Origin of the sequence: Vibrio sp. TRT 17S01, from assembly GCF_050113695.1 — a bacterium.
Lineage (GTDB): Bacteria > Pseudomonadota > Gammaproteobacteria > Enterobacterales > Vibrionaceae > Vibrio.
On the sequence record NZ_JBNJOG010000003.1, the window covers coordinates 194662 to 211561 of the forward strand.

18 protein-coding genes are annotated in these 16900 nt (G+C 42.1%); 9 read left to right on the plus strand and 9 right to left on the minus strand.

The window, feature by feature from the left end; translation table 11 throughout:
* Window positions 1-153: 153 nt before the first annotated feature.
* Window positions 154-471 carry a hypothetical protein gene (locus tag ACQEXS_RS06425; RefSeq protein WP_427013216.1) on the minus strand — a complete coding sequence of 106 codons (318 nt, stop codon included), beginning with the start codon at window positions 469-471 and terminating at the stop codon, window positions 154-156.
* A 270-nt stretch (window positions 472-741) separates the two neighbouring features.
* Between ACQEXS_RS06425 and ACQEXS_RS06430 the strand changes: the two genes are divergently transcribed.
* The 4 genes from ACQEXS_RS06430 (at window position 742) to secF (ending at window position 4890) form a co-directional block, all read left to right on the plus strand.
* Window positions 742-1401 carry a hypothetical protein gene (locus tag ACQEXS_RS06430; RefSeq protein ID WP_427013217.1) on the plus strand — a complete coding sequence of 220 codons (660 nt, stop codon included), beginning with the start codon at window positions 742-744 and terminating at the stop codon, window positions 1399-1401.
* A 142-nt stretch (window positions 1402-1543) separates the two neighbouring features.
* Window positions 1544-1996 carry a hypothetical protein gene (locus ACQEXS_RS06435; RefSeq protein WP_427013218.1) on the plus strand — a complete coding sequence of 151 codons (453 nt, stop codon included), beginning with the start codon at window positions 1544-1546 and terminating at the stop codon, window positions 1994-1996.
* Window positions 1997-2142: 146 nt separating this feature from the next.
* Window positions 2143-3984: a protein translocase subunit SecD gene (secD, locus tag ACQEXS_RS06440; protein WP_427013219.1), complete on the plus strand. Its 1842-nt coding sequence runs from the start codon at window positions 2143-2145 to the stop codon at window positions 3982-3984.
* 3 nt (window positions 3985-3987) lie between these two features.
* Window positions 3988-4890, plus strand: coding sequence for a protein translocase subunit SecF (gene secF / locus ACQEXS_RS06445; protein WP_427013220.1), 903 nt, complete (start codon window positions 3988-3990; stop codon window positions 4888-4890).
* A 359-nt stretch (window positions 4891-5249) separates the two neighbouring features.
* Here the strand turns inward: secF and yiaY are convergent, their stop codons facing one another.
* The 3 genes from yiaY to ACQEXS_RS06460 all read right to left on the minus strand — a co-directional run bounded on the left by yiaY (window position 5250) and on the right by ACQEXS_RS06460 (window position 7541).
* The gene (gene yiaY / locus ACQEXS_RS06450; protein ID WP_427013221.1) at window positions 5250-6398 is read right to left on the minus strand and encodes an L-threonine dehydrogenase; all 1149 of its coding nucleotides are present in this window, start codon (window positions 6396-6398) and stop codon (window positions 5250-5252) included.
* Between the two features lie 273 nt (window positions 6399-6671).
* Complete coding sequence (gene elbB / locus ACQEXS_RS06455) at window positions 6672-7322, minus strand: isoprenoid biosynthesis glyoxalase ElbB (protein WP_427013222.1); 651 nt, start codon at window positions 7320-7322, stop codon at window positions 6672-6674.
* Window positions 7323-7400: 78 nt separating this feature from the next.
* The gene (locus ACQEXS_RS06460) at window positions 7401-7541 is read right to left on the minus strand and encodes a hypothetical protein (RefSeq protein WP_367989680.1); all 141 of its coding nucleotides are present in this window, start codon (window positions 7539-7541) and stop codon (window positions 7401-7403) included.
* 196 nt (window positions 7542-7737) lie between these two features.
* Between ACQEXS_RS06460 and yjjG the strand changes: the two genes are divergently transcribed.
* Entirely contained in the window at window positions 7738-8412 is a 675-nt protein-coding gene (gene yjjG, locus ACQEXS_RS06465; RefSeq protein WP_427013223.1) for a pyrimidine 5'-nucleotidase, read from the plus strand.
* Between the two features lie 78 nt (window positions 8413-8490).
* Here yjjG and ACQEXS_RS06470 read toward each other — a convergent pair whose 3' ends face one another.
* Together ACQEXS_RS06470 and ACQEXS_RS06475 are read right to left on the minus strand one after the other, a co-directional pair.
* On the minus strand, window positions 8491-9177 hold the full coding sequence (locus ACQEXS_RS06470; RefSeq protein WP_427013224.1) for a helix-turn-helix transcriptional regulator: 687 nt from the start codon (window positions 9175-9177) through the stop codon (window positions 8491-8493).
* A gap of 71 nt (window positions 9178-9248) precedes the next feature.
* On the minus strand, window positions 9249-9578 hold the full coding sequence (locus ACQEXS_RS06475; RefSeq protein ID WP_427013225.1) for a hypothetical protein: 330 nt from the start codon (window positions 9576-9578) through the stop codon (window positions 9249-9251).
* A 190-nt stretch (window positions 9579-9768) separates the two neighbouring features.
* On the opposite strand from ACQEXS_RS06475, the gene ACQEXS_RS06480 reads away from it, so the two are divergent.
* The 3 genes from ACQEXS_RS06480 to ACQEXS_RS06490 all read left to right on the plus strand — a co-directional run bounded on the left by ACQEXS_RS06480 (window position 9769) and on the right by ACQEXS_RS06490 (window position 11898).
* Window positions 9769-10305, plus strand: coding sequence for an NUDIX domain-containing protein (locus ACQEXS_RS06480; protein WP_427013226.1), 537 nt, complete (start codon window positions 9769-9771; stop codon window positions 10303-10305).
* Between the two features lie 76 nt (window positions 10306-10381).
* Window positions 10382-11086, plus strand: a complete 705-nt coding sequence (locus ACQEXS_RS06485) for a UTRA domain-containing protein (RefSeq protein ID WP_427013227.1) — start codon at window positions 10382-10384, stop codon at window positions 11084-11086.
* Window positions 11087-11541: 455 nt separating this feature from the next.
* Window positions 11542-11898, plus strand: a complete 357-nt coding sequence (locus tag ACQEXS_RS06490; protein WP_367989693.1) for a DUF3316 domain-containing protein — start codon at window positions 11542-11544, stop codon at window positions 11896-11898.
* A 63-nt stretch (window positions 11899-11961) separates the two neighbouring features.
* Here ACQEXS_RS06490 and ACQEXS_RS06495 read toward each other — a convergent pair whose 3' ends face one another.
* Entirely contained in the window at window positions 11962-13437 is a 1476-nt protein-coding gene (locus tag ACQEXS_RS06495) for a peptide MFS transporter (RefSeq protein ID WP_427013228.1), read from the minus strand.
* A gap of 220 nt (window positions 13438-13657) precedes the next feature.
* Window positions 13658-15028 (minus strand): L-serine ammonia-lyase, encoded by a 1371-nt coding sequence (locus ACQEXS_RS06500; protein ID WP_427013229.1) that lies wholly within the window; start codon window positions 15026-15028, stop codon window positions 13658-13660.
* Window positions 15029-15234: 206 nt separating this feature from the next.
* On the opposite strand from ACQEXS_RS06500, the gene ACQEXS_RS06505 reads away from it, so the two are divergent.
* Window positions 15235-16092, plus strand: coding sequence for a YdcF family protein (locus ACQEXS_RS06505; RefSeq protein ID WP_427013230.1), 858 nt, complete (start codon window positions 15235-15237; stop codon window positions 16090-16092).
* Here the strand turns inward: ACQEXS_RS06505 and ACQEXS_RS06510 are convergent.
* Window positions 16079-16756, minus strand: a complete 678-nt coding sequence (locus ACQEXS_RS06510; protein ID WP_427009674.1) for a hypothetical protein — start codon at window positions 16754-16756, stop codon at window positions 16079-16081. The genes ACQEXS_RS06505 and ACQEXS_RS06510 overlap by 14 nt on opposite strands.
* Between the last annotated feature and the right edge of the window lie 144 nt (window positions 16757-16900).

The following is a 16900-nucleotide window of genomic DNA, read 5'->3' on the forward strand; positions in this document are numbered from 1 at the left end:
AATAAAAAGCGTAAGCCTGCTTCGCCATCCATTGACTGAAAGCAGGCTTTAGAACTATATCGCATAGACATTATTCTCTGAGTCGTTTTCTGGTCAGTAAATCCCTCTACTGACTTTGGGGAAACTAAGGATATACATTAGGCGTACCTAGACTTAGCTATCTCCACGGACAAAACGACGTTCAGTGATTGTGTTTCCTTCATCATCAGTAATTTCGAATGTAAAAGTACGACCGTTGTTACGAAGGTTGTAAACGTTAACATAGCCGGATTCTGAAGTGGTATAGGTTTGTGTACCTGAGCCAGTCACTGTTACAGGTACGCCTGAAACTGGTTGACCATCCTTTAGTACAGTTGCACGCGCTGAAGAATCAAATGTGCTGATTTTTAACTCTAAATCACTAGCTGATGCAGAAAAAGCAAATGCTGAAGATAGAGCGGCAAGCGTTAGTGTTGAGATTACGTTTTTCATAGTTTATTTCCTTTTGAATAAAGTTATATGTTTTTTATTTCTGCGCTTGGTTAGCGCTTGAGAGGTATATTAGGTGTGATTCAAATCACGTTCTATCACTAATTTTTATACAAGTTGTTCGAAAATATTGATGAAATTTTTTGATTTTATTCCGGTCTTGGCGTTTTAGCGTTAAACCCGAAATGAAAATGTGCTGGTGGGTAAAGCAAAAGTGATTGCTGCCGTTATAGTTATATAGAGTGATAGGAAGTGGGCTAGGACAGAGTTTAAATGAAAAAAGTAATGATGATTGTATTGTTGCTTGTTGGCATTGCGTGTGCCGGAGGCGGCTACTATGTGTTTTACCTCAAACCACAGCAAGACCAAGCGCTTGAAACTGTCGAGGAAGAAGAGATCACGCCAATCATCGAAGAAGAAGAGGAACAAGAACCACCAAAGCCAGAGGTTACAGACTATTACGTCAGCCCACCTAAACTGGGTGTGCGTGAGTTCCCCGACCATGAAGCCTTCATAGAGAGTGTGGTGTATCGTGGTGACAAACTGCATATTCTAGAAAAGAAAGACGGTTGGGGCCGAATTTCCCCTTACTATGTGTATGAGGAAGGCGGACCGGAAGTCGCTGAGTGGGTTCCTATGAAGGCTTTACTTGAAGTCGCCCCTATCATTACAGAAAAAGAGCGTAAAGAAACCGTCACTGCATACATTGAGAAATCCGACGATTTTAAACAGCACTTTGAAATGTTTATCAAGAAAACTGAAGACCTGCTGACTGAAAAAACATGTACTCCCGAAGATTTCGAAGAACTAGGAGGGTGGGTACGTTCAGTTCGTTATAAAGAAAGAGATGTGTACTTTATTTATTGTGGGGGACTGAAACAGGCAAACAAAATTTATTTAGACATTCATAGTGGAGAAACTTTTTACAAATAAATTCGTTCCAATGCGGATGTCGTACACATTCTAAGCGTTTATAACCACTCAAAATTGAAAAGATAAGTTTTAGATTTTTTTTGTTGCTGTCATGAACTTTCCTACTTACTATGGCCGGGTTCTTACCTTATTGATGATGTGAATGGCACATACATTCGTTAGATTTTTCTGGTTGATTTTGCTTGTGATGGCTTTGCCCGCACAGGCTTTGTCGTACCTTCAGAAAAGCGAAGCGGATGCAAGTTATCGGCTCTCTTATTTGGTGCTGAAAGCTAAAGAACAGTCCAATGAGTCGCCAACGACAACTGCGTCAACAAAATCCAAACCTCAAACACATTCAGAGCCAAAAGAAAAAGCGGTTGCGATCATTAACAGTAATCGTTGGGGAGAGCCTCCGCGAAGTATTGATGATCACGATGACTCTTTGAATTCGGATGCTGACAATCCATTCGATTCATTACCACTTTATCGGCAATATTATTACCCAGTTCATGACTTTAAAGGATGGACAGGAGCCTACTTCTATCACAATCATCGTCTGTCCGGTTGGAAAGAGACGAACGCGCTCTATGTTGCGTTAAACAGCCAATACTAATTTTCTTCAATCCGAGCTAACTGAGGTAAAGGGAGGTGGTTTGCAAACAGCAAATTACGTCACTCGTTATCAGTAGCTTGTTATCCCGCGATTCTCGTAATCAAACAAATAACTTATTAACTCGGACTTTTCCGAGGGATAACGGTATGAAGAAAAAACAACTAAGACAGGCGAAGAATGTTCGTCTGATGAATCATTATTCTGCATGGAAATACGTTGTGTTAATCGTCACTGTAGTGATGTTAGCACTTAGCGCTATTCCGACATGGTTTGGCGAGCAACCTTCAATTCAGGTGACAACGTCACATGAAGCTGGTCCACTTCGTTCGGTAGTTGAACTCGATCGATATTTGGATCAAAGAAACATCAACGTCGATGAAATCACACAGAAAGGCGATGTTACAACGCTTGTGTTCGACAACGAAACTGAGCAGACCCATGCTCGTCAGGCAATTGATAAACTGCTTGGCGAAGGCGACAGCATCACTTTCTCTTATGTGTCAGTCGCACCAAAATGGTTAGGCGAGATGGGATTCAACCCAATCAAACTTGGTCTCGATCTACGTGGTGGTGTTCAATTCTTGCTAAATGTTGATGTGGACAAAGCGTTTGAAGAGCAACGTAATACCATGGTGGATGAAATGCGTGACATGCTACGTCAAGAACGCATTCGCGGTGTTAAGTTTGCTGATACTGGTGTTGATGGATTCGAAGTTAAGGCAAAAAGTGACGATGCGTTAAACACCGCTGCAAATTACGTCAAACAAAACTACCCAGGTTGGGATGTAAAACGCCACTCAGATTATGTCAGTGTACAACCAACACAACAAAACAAAGCGGAGTTTCAGACTGTCACGATCAAGCAAAACTTAAAGATCATGCGTGATCGTATTGAAGAGCTAGGTATTACCGAAGCTCTGGTTCAGAGACAAGGTGAACACAGCATTCGCATTGAGTTACCGGGTGTACAAGATCCATCTCAAGCGAAGAATGTTATCGGTGCTACGGCAACACTTGCCTTTCATGAAGCAAAAGAGGCATCTCGTGGTATTACGGCGTCTGATGTCGTGTTGAAAGATAACGATGGCCGAGATGTGATTCTGGCGAAACGTCCAGTCTTGACGGGTGAGCACATTGTGAATGCACGCGCTGGTGTCGACAAAATGGGCTTCTCTGAAGTTAATATTTCACTTGATCACGCGGGTGGTAAAGTGATGAGTGACTTTTCCGGTAAACACATCGGTAAGCCAATGGCGACGGTATACCGTGAATATACCACGAATGCTCGTGGCGAAACTGAACGTAGTGAACGCGTTATTAGTGTTGCAACCATTCAATCTCAACTTGGTAGCCAGTTCCGCATTACGGGAGCAGGTTCAATGGAAGAGGCGCAAAACTTAGCTCTATTACTTCGTGCTGGTTCATTAACAGCGCCAGTGACCATCGTGGAAGAACGTACTATTGGGGCGTCATTAGGTGCAGAGAACATTCAAAATGGTTTTGCGGCACTTGCTTTAGGCATGGGATTAACACTGACCTTTATGGCTTTGTGGTATCGCCGATTGGGTTGGGTTGCCAACGTTGCGCTGATCATCAACATGGTTTGTTTGCTTGGTCTGATTGCGCTGCTGCCGGGTGCGGTATTGACCCTTCCGGGAATCGCCGGTTTGGTTTTAACTGTCGGTATGGCCGTTGATACAAACGTGCTTATTTTTGAACGTATAAGAGACAAGATGGCAGAAGGGCGCACATTTGCTCAAGCCATTGATCAAGGATTTGGTAGTGCACTTAGCACCATCCTTGACGCCAACATTACCACGATGATCACCGCGGTAATTCTTTTCTCGATTGGTAATGGTCCTATCCAAGGTTTTGCCTTAACACTAGGCTTGGGCTTGCTAACCAGTATGTTCAGTGGCGTATTTGCTTCACGCGCTATCATCAATTTAATTTGGGGTCGCGATGCTCGTCGTGATGTAAGGGTGTAAGTCATGGTGGAATTTTTAAAACAACATATCCGTCGTATTCGTTACGTTACTGGCTTTATTTCAGTCGCGCTCATGATCGTTTCATTAGTCGCTCTTGGTTTGAGAGGGCTCAATATGGGGCTTGATTTTACAGGGGGCATGGTTACTGAAGTTCAGTTAGATAAAGCCTTAACAAGCGCTGACATGCTAAAAGTGCTTAAGCCTGAGCTGGGTGAATTTACCTCTGTAACGCATTCAAATGAAGAAGGGCGTTGGATTATTCGCTACCCAGTCCCTGAACAAGGACAAGAAGCTCCAGATGTAGGTCAGCTTCTAAGCGGCATTTCGCACAATGTTGATGTGGTAAGCAATAGCATGGTGGGCTCACAGGTAGGGCAAGATTTGGTCGATCAAGGTGGTCTTGCATTACTGATCTCTATGTTGTGTATATTGGGTTACTTGTGCTTCCGTTTTGAATGGCGTTTAGCCAGTGGTTCGTTACTTGCTCTACTTCATGACGTTGTGCTGGTACTTGGTTTCTTTGCCGTAACTCAGATGGAGTTTAACTTGACGGTATTTGCTGCCATTCTCGCAATTCTTGGTTATTCATTGAATGACTCAATTATTATCGCGGACCGTATTCGCGAATTGCTGGTGGCAAAACAAAGTGAGCCTGTGGAAGAAATCAACGATCAGGCTGTGATTGCGACTTTTTCACGCACTATGGTCACATCGGGTACCACGTTGATTACCGTTGCTGCGCTATGGCTATTAGGCGGAAACGCACTTGAAGGCTTCGCTACTGCGATGTTCATCGGTATTTTGTCTGGTACTTGGTCTTCCATTTCGATCGGTACGGTTTTACCTGAATGGTTAAAACTGGAGCCTAAGCATTACCTTCCTGTGGAAGTGGATGCAGCTCCTTAACGTTTAGGTAAGGTGTAAAGTGCAAAAGGGTTAGAAAGTAATTTCTAACCCTTTTTATTGATAGTATGTGAACAAGTATTGAGTAATACCTATTAGTTAGCTTTGTAACTGCTTGAAAGTTGCATAAGTGATGCTGCCTTTCGTAGGCAAGAGCTTCATAGTGACTAGAACGGTACGCTAGATAAGCATTATCTGCTTTAACCCCTGTTATAACGGGGATTTACAATGTAAATTTTACCATGCCAGTTTAATGAAGGCATAGAACATATCCGTTTTCAGTTAAAGCGTATCACTTGTTTTAAAGTAACATCCAAATAAAAAAGCCTCACATTGTGAGGCTTTATCCGTTACGAAATTGATTACATCGCAGATTCAAAAATTGCAGAGATCTCTTCGTGTGTCGCTTGTTTAGGGTTAGTAAAGCCACAAGCATCTTTTAACGCGTTGTCTGCTAGTGTTGGAATATCTTCTAGCTTAGCGCCTAGCTCTTTAATGCCCGCAGGGATACCGACGTCCTTAGCCAACTCAACAATTGCATCAATAGCGGCATTTGCGCCTTGTTCTGCGTTTAGGCCTTCAACGTTAACACCCATGGCTTTGGCGACATCGCGCAGACGCTCTGGGCAAACTTGTGCGTTGTAGCGTTGTACGTGTGGCAATAGAATTGCGTTACAAACACCGTGTGGAAGATCGTAGAAACCGCCAAGCTGGTGTGCCATCGCGTGAACATAGCCAAGAGATGCGTTGTTAAATGCCATGCCTGCCATAAACTGCGCGTAAGCCATTTGCTCGCGAGCTTGAATGTCTTCGCCATTTTTAACCGCAGTACGTAGGTGTGCTTGGATCAGCTCAATCGCTTTTATCGCTACAGCGTCAGTAATTGGTGTTGCGGCAATTGAAACATACGCTTCAATCGCATGAGTTAGCGCGTCCATACCCGTTGCAGCAGTTAATGATGCTGGTTTAGCAAGCATAAGCTCAGGATCGTTAACAGAAACCAGTGGCGTGGTGTGCTTATCAACAATAGCCATCTTAATATGGCGCTCTTCATCCGTAATGATACAGAAGCGAGTCATTTCTGATGCCGTACCGGCCGTGGTGTTGATTGCGATTAGTGGTAGCATAGGTTTTGCAGACTGGTCAACACCCTCATAGTCAGCAATTTTACCGCCGTTTGAAGCGACTAATGCGATACCTTTAGCGCAATCGTGAGGCGAGCCACCACCAAGTGAAATTACGAAATCACAGTCGTTATCGGTAAGAAGTTCTAAACCAGCATTCACGTTACCGATAGTAGGGTTTGGTTGTGTACCATCAAATACTACTGTTTCTACATCACGTTCAGTTAGTAAATCCTGAACCTGTTTCACCACACCGATCTGGTTAAGGATCTTGTCCGTAACGATCAAACCTTTCTTAAAACCTTGAGATTGAATGTTGTCCGCAGCGTCTTTAAGGCAGCCTGCACCCATTAGGTTAACGGTAGGGATGAAAAAAGCACTTGTCATAGGATTGCTCCGTATTTTGGTTATAGATTACTGTTATCCAGAGTGGCATAAAGTGGATATTCAACTTTGATCTGTGACAATTGATTTCGGGGAAAATTATGTGTAACAACTAAAGTGTGAGGTTGATCTGGTTGCATATATAGTGAAATTAAAATCGTTATAAATTAATAATTTAACGCAATCGTTTTTTCAACATATATTGTTTTTAGGTATGTAAGAACAAAAAAAGCACCACTGGTGTGGTGCTTTTTTGTCACTTTATTTGGAGTAATGCTAAGCCAATGTGACGAGCTTTTCGATCAATTTTTCAATGCCACTTGCTGCCTGAGCAATGTTACCTGCAAGCATATAAGCAGGTGTCGAAAGTACATTATGTTGTTCGTCGTAAATATACTCATCAACAGGACAATTTACATGTTGTCCCCCCATTTGATTAAACGCAGCTGCCGTGGCTTCGTCATTGCCAATAGTGCCTTTCACTCCGTTTGGATAAATCATAGGAATTATCGTAGGTGCAATACAAAGATAGCCCACTGGCTTTTTAGCGTGAGCGAAGGCGCGACAGGCACTAGCAACATGTGCATTAATGCTACACTCTGCACCGCTTACCGCAAAATCAGTTAGGTTTTTCGCAGCACCAAAACCACCGGGTAATACGAGTGCATCAAAATCATCAACGTGCAGCTTAGCTACGTCTTCAATGTTACCTCGTGCAATTCTGGCCGACTCTTCAAGCACATTGCGTGGCCCTGCCATTTCTTCACCAGTAATGTGGTTGATCACATGAAGCTGTTCAATGTTGGGGGCAAAGCAATGCCAGCTCGCACCTTGCTTTTCGATAGCGTACAACGTTAAAACAGCCTCGTGAATTTCTGCACCATCAAAAACACCGGAGCCACTTAAAATTACGGCGATTTTCTTCATTCGAGTTTCCTTATCCCGTTAAGGTCAACAAGCGTTAGTCTGTAAAAGATAGAACAAACCCCAGAGAGTGGAATCAACTTACTCTGATTTATCGTCTTCTCTATGTTCAGATTTTACCTCGTTTACTTCATCGGTGTCGGCAATTTCTTCATCCGGCTCTGGATAGTATTTGACAACAAAAGGAGTCAGCATAACGCTAGATGGGAGAAAATGTTTCATAACAGCTCCTGTTTAGTACGTAGTACTGGTTATCCTAGCGATATGCCAAATAAACGATGTGCTTCAGGTCATATTGCCTTTCGCTTAGAGTGGTGAGCTTTGGGATTTGGGTGATAGATCACTGAACTCTTTTTTAGGTAGCTATGAGCGGTGAGAAGCGTTTAAACTAATCGCAATAAATAACAGGGATAAAGTAATGAAGTACGATTGGGTTTTATTTGATGCCGACGAGACGCTGTTCCACTTTGATGCCTTTAAAGGTATGCAGCTTATGTTTGAGCGTAAAGGTGTTGAGTTTACTAAAGACGATTTTCAGTTATATCAGACCGTTAATAAGCCATTGTGGGTTGACTATCAAGATGGAACCATCACTGCAGATGAGCTAAAGCACACTCGATTTGAATCGTGGGCAAATAAACTGGAAACCACGACCTCAGAACTCAATAGCGCGTTTTTAGAAGCGATGGCTGACATTTGTACTTTGCTACCTGGTGCAAAAGAGCTGATCACCTCGTTACAAGGAAAAGCGAAGCTCGGTATTATCACAAACGGTTTTACTGAACTGCAAGCGATCAGACTTGAAAGGACGGGGATGTCTGATTATTTTGAGCACGTTATTATTTCAGAAGAAGTCGGGATCGCTAAGCCAGATACAGGTATCTTTACGCATGCATTGAATACAATGGGGAATCCTTGCAAGAGTCGTGTATTGATGGTCGGTGACAACCAACATTCTGACATTTTAGGTGGCATTAATTTTGGTATTGAAACGTGTTGGCTAAATCATGCAGAACAAGTTTTGGCGGAAGGGATCGAACCGAATTATATTGTGAATTCTTTACACGAATTGAAAGCCATTCTTAATGCTTAATCGTTTTAGTCGATTTGTATCGATGGATGCTTGTGTGATATCAAGCATTCGTTGATTACTTGGATGACGGTACGCTCCTCAATCTCGAGGAGCATACATGGCAATATAGTGTTCGAGAGATTTGTGTTTATTGGTTTCAAATAACTCATCGAGAACTATCAGCTTTTCTATTCTGTCTAAGCGGAAATGACGGTAGTCCTTTCGTAACTCACACCAAGCGACTAGTGTCCAGACCTTACCCCAAAAGATTTGGCCAAGCGGTTGCAACGTACGATGAGTTTTCTGCCCATCTTCGGCTTGATAATTAATTTCGATTTTTAATTTCGCATCTGTGGCGTGTCTCAACATTTGGCAATGGTGCGCGGAGACCGAATGAGTGTAAAGGTCTGGCACAATAAGCGGGAAGTTTTCCACTTGTTGTTTGAGTTTATCTGGAAGTACCGAAAGTATCTTAGCCGAGGCTGTTTCAGAGGCTTTGGCTAGTTCACTATCAGACCAAGCTCTGACCATTCTCATGCCAAGTTCAAGGGCCATCATTTCTTGTTCGTTAAACATAAGTGGAGGGAGGTGAGAGCCAGCCTGAAGCATGTAACCAACACCCGCTTCACCTTGAATGGGTACACCAGAACATATTAAAGATTGAATATCACGGTAAATTGTTCGTTCACTCACTTCCATTTTTTCTGCCAGTTCTGCTGCCGTTACTGCATAACGCTTAGAGCGCAGCAAGGTAAGAAGTTCGAACAGACGTTCTGATTTACTCATGTCTTTTCCCGAGAATAAAGTGGCTAATGGAATGATAAAAGGAGCTCGGTTGAGAGCTCCTTGGTGCAACATTACGCTGGCGTTGCGTATCTGTCTGCCAATTTACACATCTTAATAACTTGGCGCTGAATATTCACGGTTTCTATATCTATAAGCGCCATTAAAGGCTGGCATTGCGGACTATCCATAAATTTCTCTCCGGCACTCAGCGCATCGGACATAGAATCCCAGTAGACTACATCAGTCCATGTATGCGTATCATTATTGTAACTTAGTGAGCGATATTGAAACCCCTGCAGTTGTTCCACAAAGCCTTGGCTTTCATGTGTTGCCTCTAATAGCGCACTTTCAGAAGCTTCACTTAACACTTTGAAGCTAACAATTTCGATGACGTTTTCCATGAGTTTGTTCCTTATATTAATGACATTACTGATGAATTCGAGGTAGAGAATAAATCACGGCTTTGTCAGAACATGTCAGTAGATGTGATATGCAAATTAAATGAGCTTTCTTTTTATGCCTCAAATGTCTTAGATCTAACAGGATAAAATTTATATCCTTATTGCTAATGTATTACTCGAAACCAAAAGCATGAAAATTAAGCAACTAGACAGTAAAGTCGTTTATCAAAACAAATGGATGACCGTAAGAGAGGATAAAATACTAAGACCCAGCGGCGCCGAAGGAATTTATGGTGTTGTTGATAAGTCAGATTGTGCAGCGATTTTAGCTGTCGACAAGGGAAGCGTTCATTTAGTGCAGCAATATCGGTACACCGTAGGTCAGCGTTGTTGGGAGCTACCTCAAGGTGGATGGGAGTCGAACCCTGATGCGGATCATTTAGCATTAGCCAAAGGTGAACTGAGAGAGGAGACTGGGTTAGAAGCACAAGTCATGGAATATGTTGGTCCGCAGTTTATTGCTTATGGTTTCCTCAACCAAACATGTCACGTCTATTTTGCAACTCAGCTTCATGGTGTAGGCAACCAACTGGATTCTGAAGAAGAGGACTTAATTACCCAATCATTTACACTCGACGAATTTGAACAAATGATGATCGATGGTGAAATTAAAGATGTTGTTACCGTTGCAGCTTATGGCTTAGCGAAATTAAAAGGTCTCGTATAATAACATGATGTTTTAGAGGCTCTTATGCGCTAGTATCAGGCTGTTTAGTGTGATGGGTTACGGTAAAGGACGATTCGTGCAATACATAAAAATCAAAGAATCAATCGAAGAGCAAATAGAGGCGGGGATGCTAGCGGCAGGGCAAAAATTGCCGTCCGAGCGCAAACTAGCTGAGTCGTTTGACACCACACGAGTGACTTTGAGGGAAGCGCTTTCACTTCTTGAAGCTGAAGGGCGATTGTATAGAGAAGATCGTCGAGGTTGGTTTATCTCACCGCCACCGCTTAAATATAACCCTTTAAATGCTGATGGTTTTGTCGATATTGCCAAACAACAGGGACGAACGCCTTCTAATCAAATTGTGGTTGCCAAGAGTGTCATCGCGGATAAAACGGCGGCCAGATTACTTCAACTACCTCCGTTTTCTGATGTTTATCGTATTGATAGTCTGCATTTGTTAAATGATAGACCAGTTGCCTACGTAACGCGCTATATCCGAAGTGATGGATTGCCAAATTTACTCGATCAAGACTTAACATCTTCGTTCCACACTCTTTATCGAGAGCAATTTGGTATTGAGCTAGTAAAAAGCCAATATCGAATTGCTACGAGCTCATTATTGGGTGATGAGGCTAGTTCACTTAGAGCAACGTTAGGAACGCCTTCTATGGTGATTGAGCGGGTTAACAAAGACAAAAATGGAAATATTATAGACTGTGAAATCATGCAGTGGCGCCATGATGCGATTTGTATCGAAGCTGAAGTGGTTATATCTGAGTAATTTATTGTTTTTGATAATCTATTTCTCTCACACTCCTTTTGATGCTTTCTAAGGTGAACATTAAGCAAGGCTGGTACTTTCGCATGAATAACTCATGCCAACTTTGCTGTGTGCAACAATACATGCCGTGCTTGTCTCTTAACATCCTCATTATTTCATTTGTTGATATAAAATATATTCAATTGTATATAACAAATGACTCTAAAGAATATTTTGAATACAATTTTAACTACATAAATTATTAAAACTAACTTATTGGTATTCATCATGTTATTTTAAACTGCATAATATAAGCCATGATACACACACTATTGTTATAGTTTTTCATTCTTCTTTTACTTCAAAATAATAGACAGTGTGGTGCAATTATTTTTAATACGAACTGGTCTTTTATTACGTACCATTATTATGTTGAGCTTAGGAAGTTCGACTTTTGGGTAAGTAAGGAGTCAGTTATGATTAAGGCAATAAGTTTGTTCTCTGCATTACTATTTAGCTCCATGACAGTAGCAGGATTAAGTGGGCATTATTCTAAAATAGTAAATACAGACAGCGTGAATGGTCAGGTCGTGGCGTCTAAAGATGCTGCATTGGAAGCGGGTCGTGACATGTTGATGGATATTAACAACAAGTCACCTTATGAGCTTAGTAAAGCGGTGAATTACTCAGCAAATGATAAAGTCGACCCAAATTCATTTGAAGTAAGAAATTCTACAGTCTCAGTTAAAGAAATTGTAACTAGTGAAGGTGAAATTGCTTATCAGCCTGTCATCAGTGTTAATTATGAGTACAGAGCAAGAGAAAGAAATTAAATGAGTTTTTGCTAGCAATAAAAAAGCGCCGAAATAGGCGCTTTTGTTATTTATATTACTTAATTAAACGTTGGCTTCTTTTAATTCTGGCTGCTCGTGATGTTTTGCGTTTTCAAGCATTTTACGAATGATGAAGGAGCAAACCAATGCGATGGCGACCATAACAACTGCCAGTACAGTGAGTAATTGGAAATAATCGCCATAAACTGTTTGAACGACTTCCTGAGTAACTTGTTGGCCTTTTTCTAAAGCGATAGACGTAGAGAATACCGCGCCAACAATGCCGCTCAATGCCATCGCCACAGAGAACAGGCTTACTGAAAAGTTTTCAATGTGTTTTGGTGCAACAGATAAGATAAATGCAACCACCAAACTACCAACAATGACTTCAGCGAAGGCTTGGAAGAAGTGAATCAATAAGAAAACTTCAGGCAAAATGATAGCTTCTTCGCCGACATTAGTTACAGCCATGGTTAGTATGCCGAAAGCGATGGCGGTGAAGATAAATGCGAAGCCGATTTTTGTCGCAGTTGAAAAGTTGATACCGCGCTTTTCTAAAGATGAAAATACAAACGCAATAACAGGACCGGCAACGATGCACCAAAGCGGGTTCATCGCCATCGATGCTTCTGGTGCAATTGGAATAAACCCGAACAGATCACCACGCATTGTGTTGATGGTCACCATGGTCATCGAAGTCATCATCTGGCCGTAATACACAAAGAAACACGTTGTTAGCACTGTCATGATTAAAATCGTACCCATCTTTAGTGCTTGAGCTTTTTCGGACTTAAGCATCAGGGAGATGAAGTAAAGAATAGCGGCTGCACCAATGGCGTAGACGATATTTTTTCCGATATTCATGTTCGAGAACATAAAGAATACCAGACCGATCATCGCGGCGGATAGAACAAGGAATGAAGCCCAATTTTTGGCACCAACAGGCTGCTTATCAATATCAGCACCGATGCTCACTAGTGGTTTGTTAAAGAAGACGAGAGTGAAAAATGCCAGTCCTGCCATGATTGCTGATAAGCCGAAACTACCGTTAAATCCGATAGCTAGTACAAACATCGGGAACAAGTATTGGCCTAACAGCGCACCAATGTTGTTAACAGAATAGTTAACTGGATAGCCATTTTCAAAGTCCTCTTCGGTCTTAAAAGTGCGCTTGTACAAACTTGGGTAGGAAGGGGACATTAATCCGCGGGCGTAGCTCGCTAATGCGATACCAACCAAGCTCATTGGGACGTTTGTTGACGATGCTCCCAACACTAAGAGTGTATAGCCTGTAGCAAAGGTACCGTAAGCAATAGTCAAAGAGCGATAAGCACCCAAAAATTTGTCGGCGATAAAGCCGCCAGCGATTGCGAATAAGGGACCAATCGAAGAGAAAGCTCCGACAACCATCATGGTATCAGCTTCCGTGTAGCCAAGATCTTCCAGAAAAAAGCGAGTTAATATGACCATCACACCGTAGAAGGAAAGTCCAAACATGGCCTGACAGAACATCATGGATTTATTGAGTTTATTCCACATAAATATCTCTCAATTTGTTTTGATATAGTTATACGTACTAAAAATAATATAATTATTGGTATGTAATATTTGGCGTGATTATCGCAGAATTCGATTTTGATGCACGATTTATTCTAATCTGAAGCTTTATTTTTCTAATGGGATTGATCGAAACCGTTTGCAACGAGTAGAAGAGAATAAAAAAGGAGGCAAACGCCTCCTTAAGTCTGGTGAGTTGATCCTACTCGCAAGGAGGACCCTGGTGGATAACAGCAAGTCCGCCTAATGACGTCTCGCGGTACTTTTTGTTCATGTCTTTCCCTGTTTGGTACATGGTTTCAATCACCTTATCCAACGATATTAGACATTTACTTGTTCGTTTTAATGCCATCCTAGAAGCGTTAATTGCTTTCATTGCTCCCATGGCATTTCGCTCTATACACGGCACTTGAACGAGCCCCCCAATTGGGTCGCATGTCATGCCTAGAGAGTGCTCCATTGCAATTTCTGCTGCGATGCAAACTTGTTCATTGCTCCCACCTCGAAGCGCAGTAAGGCCAGCGGCTGCCATGGAAGACGACACACCAACTTCACCTTGGCAACCCACTTCAGCACCAGAGATTGATGCATTGGTTTTGTATAAAATGCCAATCGCACCAGCGACAGCAAGGAAATCCTTTAGTTGTTTTGTATCGAGTTCTTTAATAAATCTATGGTAATACATCAATACGGCAGGGATCACGCCAGCTGCACCGTTGGTCGGCGATGTCACCACCTGTCCACCAGCCGCGTTTTCTTCACTTACGGCAAAGGCAAATAGGTTTATCCAATCCATAATTTCCATCGGATCGTTTTCGATGGCGGCATTTGCTTCCAGTTTTTTAAGTAAATTAGGGGCACGCCTTGTCACATTAAGTCCACCTTCAAGAATACCTTCGGTCTCAAACCCTCTCTGCATGCATAGAGACATCACTCTCCAAATTTGTTCAGCCTTTCTATCGATTTCATCTTGATGTTGGAATACCGCCTCGTTTTGCAAAATCATGCCACCAAGGCTAAAGCCATGCTCTTCAGCTTGCTGTAACATTTGTTCTGCTGAGCGAAAAGGATAGGGGACGTCGACAGTGGTGCCAGACACATCATTTTCAAGTTCTTTCGCTGTTGCGATAAAGCCACCGCCTACAGAATAGTAGGTTTCAAATGCGAGTTGGCTACCAAGGTGGTCATAGGCAGTGATGGTCATGCCATTTTCATGTAATGGCAGATTATCACTGTGAAATAGCAGATCGCTTTCTTCAACAAAGTCGACGGTGTGCGCGCCAGCGAGAGGCAGTTTTTTGTCCGTAAGTACAGAATGTAGTGCTTGTTTGGCGCTTGTCATTTTTATTGAGTCGGGTTTGTTGCCCAATAAGCCAAGAATAACCGCTCTGTCTGTATGGTGCCCTTTACCTGTTAAGGAAAGAGAACCGTATAAATCGACCTGAATGCGATAGACTTTTGAGAGGGTTTCACTTAATAATTGCGTAAACTGATAGCCAGCAAGCATAGGGCCATTTGTGTGTGAGCTCGAAGGGCCTACACCAACTTTGAAAATGTCGAAAATAGAGAGCATAACTACATCCTTTTATCTGATCATTTGCCCTGATTTAGTTGAGATTTAGCAACTGGCATCATTCTTACAAAATAAAACCACTTCCAATAAAAAGTATAAACCTTAGTGGAATTTCTGTATTTAACAAATAATTAACCTTTTAACCAGCTTTTCTTGTTCAATACGCTAGCAGCTGGTTGATTTAAAGAGTGAAGGTAAGCACTTTTATGGAATTTGATCACGTCGTTTTGGTATTAGGGAAGCGTCTGGTGAATAACAAATTGACTAGGGAAGGAAAAGCTCGTGTGGAGTCCGTTTTTGAACATATACATGGGCACCTAGCAAACCAACCACTGATTATTTTTTGCGGTGGTCAATGGAATGGGCAGGTTGTCAGTGAAGCCCTTGCAATGAAAGACTACTTCGACACGCTATGTAGGTTAAACAAGCTAAGTTTTCCGAGTAATAAGCTCTGGGTTGAAGAGCGATCGACCAATACCATTCAAAACTTTCGCAATGCGGCAAACCTACTCATTACTCAAATAGACGTTTCTCCCTCACGTATGATTGAAGTCAAGTTAGCTTCAAGTGACTATCATGTTGAACGTATCTTAGAGATTCAGTCTCTAATGAAGCAACAAGGTTTGCTTAGTGTGTTTGCTGAGATGTGTAGTAAGAAATCGATAAGTGTGAATGTCTCACCGGATGTAAGAAATCATATCTTGGCGAATTATCCGTATAGTATCGAAGAGAGTGGCCTGTTTCTTCACATAGAAAAGCTGACGACTTACCGAGTCTTTTTAGAAGGGCTCATCCATTCTACACCTGGCTACAATGGACCAGATATTGAAAATAACGTGCGACAAGCCGTCAACAGCAGTATTGCTCTATTGAGGGAAAAGAAGTATGAGAGTGAATATGGATCAGAATTCCAAGCTCTGTTAACGGTTTTCGACAACACAGGATCGAAAACACCTTTAAGCGAAGTCAAAGGTGGATTGAAGCTTTTTCACCACACTTTGACTACGTTAAATCAGAGATTAGATCCTGAAAGCAGAGGGTTGAGATCAGTTAGCACTTCTTGATTGCACGACGGGCTTTCATAGCGCTAAGAGCGATGAGGCAGTAACAAAGCAGTTCGATACCTTCTTCTGAGATATTTTTAACGTCGCGGATGTAATGATCTTGCATTACGCCACTCCAAAAACTTCCCATGCCGTATAACCGTGAAAAGACTAGTAATAAAACAACGCCACCAACAAGCATGTTCATAAATGGAGCTCTAAGAATTGCTGCCATTTCATTGATGGTTCGCTGACCACCGGTGTAGGCATAGTAAATTGCTGCACTGGCTGTAATTAGAGCGGGAACGACCCAAAAGCCATGGTAAACGTGATCTAGCCATTCATCCATTTCTCTGATCATAAGAACAGCAAAAAAACCTGCGATGAGTAAGGCTGCATGTGATACTGCTTTTTGAGTACGGGCTATATTCACAAATGTCACGGCTGTAATACCAAGCATAATCAACTGAATGGTTTCAGTGACGGAAATTTGTCCGTGAGATAACTGAAAGTAAAGATAATCAGCTCGAATAGCTATATTTACCAAGATACTGATCGCAACAATGATGAGTGCGTTCAGGGAGAATTTGTAGAGTGTTTTTTTGCTTGTAGCGGTTACCGACTCGGAGGTGACGGTAAGGTCGTCACATTGCTTGTCACTCAGGGACTGAATGTTAGATTTCATAGCGTTTGACCCAGTGTAGTTGTTTCCTAGTTGGTTAATCCGTTAAGCCAACAAATGAGATCTATGCCACATTATTTATGAGAAATGTAATATTTATGTCAGGTGAGTGTCAGGAGATAAAACAAAAGGGGCGTTGCCCCTTTG

What these genes read in the sequence shown, in the direction of transcription:
- yjjG (WP_427013223.1), top strand. Translation starts at nt 7,738, where the DNA reads ATGAAGTACGATTGGGTTTTATTTGATGCCGACGAGACGCTGTTCCAC.
- ACQEXS_RS06435 (WP_427013218.1), top strand. Translation starts at nt 1,544, where the DNA reads ATGGCACATACATTCGTTAGATTTTTCTGGTTGATTTTGCTTGTGATG.
- ACQEXS_RS06460 (WP_367989680.1), bottom strand. Translation starts at nt 7,541, where the DNA reads ATGAAACATTTTCTCCCATCTAGCGTTATGCTGACTCCTTTTGTTGTC.
- elbB (WP_427013222.1), bottom strand. Translation starts at nt 7,322, where the DNA reads ATGAAGAAAATCGCCGTAATTTTAAGTGGCTCCGGTGTTTTTGATGGT.
- secD (WP_427013219.1), top strand. Translation starts at nt 2,143, where the DNA reads ATGAAGAAAAAACAACTAAGACAGGCGAAGAATGTTCGTCTGATGAAT.
- ACQEXS_RS06470 (WP_427013224.1), bottom strand. Translation starts at nt 9,177, where the DNA reads ATGAGTAAATCAGAACGTCTGTTCGAACTTCTTACCTTGCTGCGCTCT.
- ACQEXS_RS06505 (WP_427013230.1), top strand. Translation starts at nt 15,235, where the DNA reads ATGGAATTTGATCACGTCGTTTTGGTATTAGGGAAGCGTCTGGTGAAT.
- ACQEXS_RS06495 (WP_427013228.1), bottom strand. Translation starts at nt 13,437, where the DNA reads ATGTGGAATAAACTCAATAAATCCATGATGTTCTGTCAGGCCATGTTT.
- yiaY (WP_427013221.1), bottom strand. Translation starts at nt 6,398, where the DNA reads ATGACAAGTGCTTTTTTCATCCCTACCGTTAACCTAATGGGTGCAGGC.
- ACQEXS_RS06510 (WP_427009674.1), bottom strand. Translation starts at nt 16,756, where the DNA reads ATGAAATCTAACATTCAGTCCCTGAGTGACAAGCAATGTGACGACCTT.
- ACQEXS_RS06475 (WP_427013225.1), bottom strand. Translation starts at nt 9,578, where the DNA reads ATGGAAAACGTCATCGAAATTGTTAGCTTCAAAGTGTTAAGTGAAGCT.
- ACQEXS_RS06490 (WP_367989693.1), top strand. Translation starts at nt 11,542, where the DNA reads ATGATTAAGGCAATAAGTTTGTTCTCTGCATTACTATTTAGCTCCATG.
- ACQEXS_RS06425 (WP_427013216.1), bottom strand. Translation starts at nt 471, where the DNA reads ATGAAAAACGTAATCTCAACACTAACGCTTGCCGCTCTATCTTCAGCA.
- ACQEXS_RS06500 (WP_427013229.1), bottom strand. Translation starts at nt 15,028, where the DNA reads ATGCTCTCTATTTTCGACATTTTCAAAGTTGGTGTAGGCCCTTCGAGC.
- secF (WP_427013220.1), top strand. Translation starts at nt 3,988, where the DNA reads ATGGTGGAATTTTTAAAACAACATATCCGTCGTATTCGTTACGTTACT.
- ACQEXS_RS06430 (WP_427013217.1), top strand. Translation starts at nt 742, where the DNA reads ATGAAAAAAGTAATGATGATTGTATTGTTGCTTGTTGGCATTGCGTGT.
- ACQEXS_RS06480 (WP_427013226.1), top strand. Translation starts at nt 9,769, where the DNA reads ATGAAAATTAAGCAACTAGACAGTAAAGTCGTTTATCAAAACAAATGG.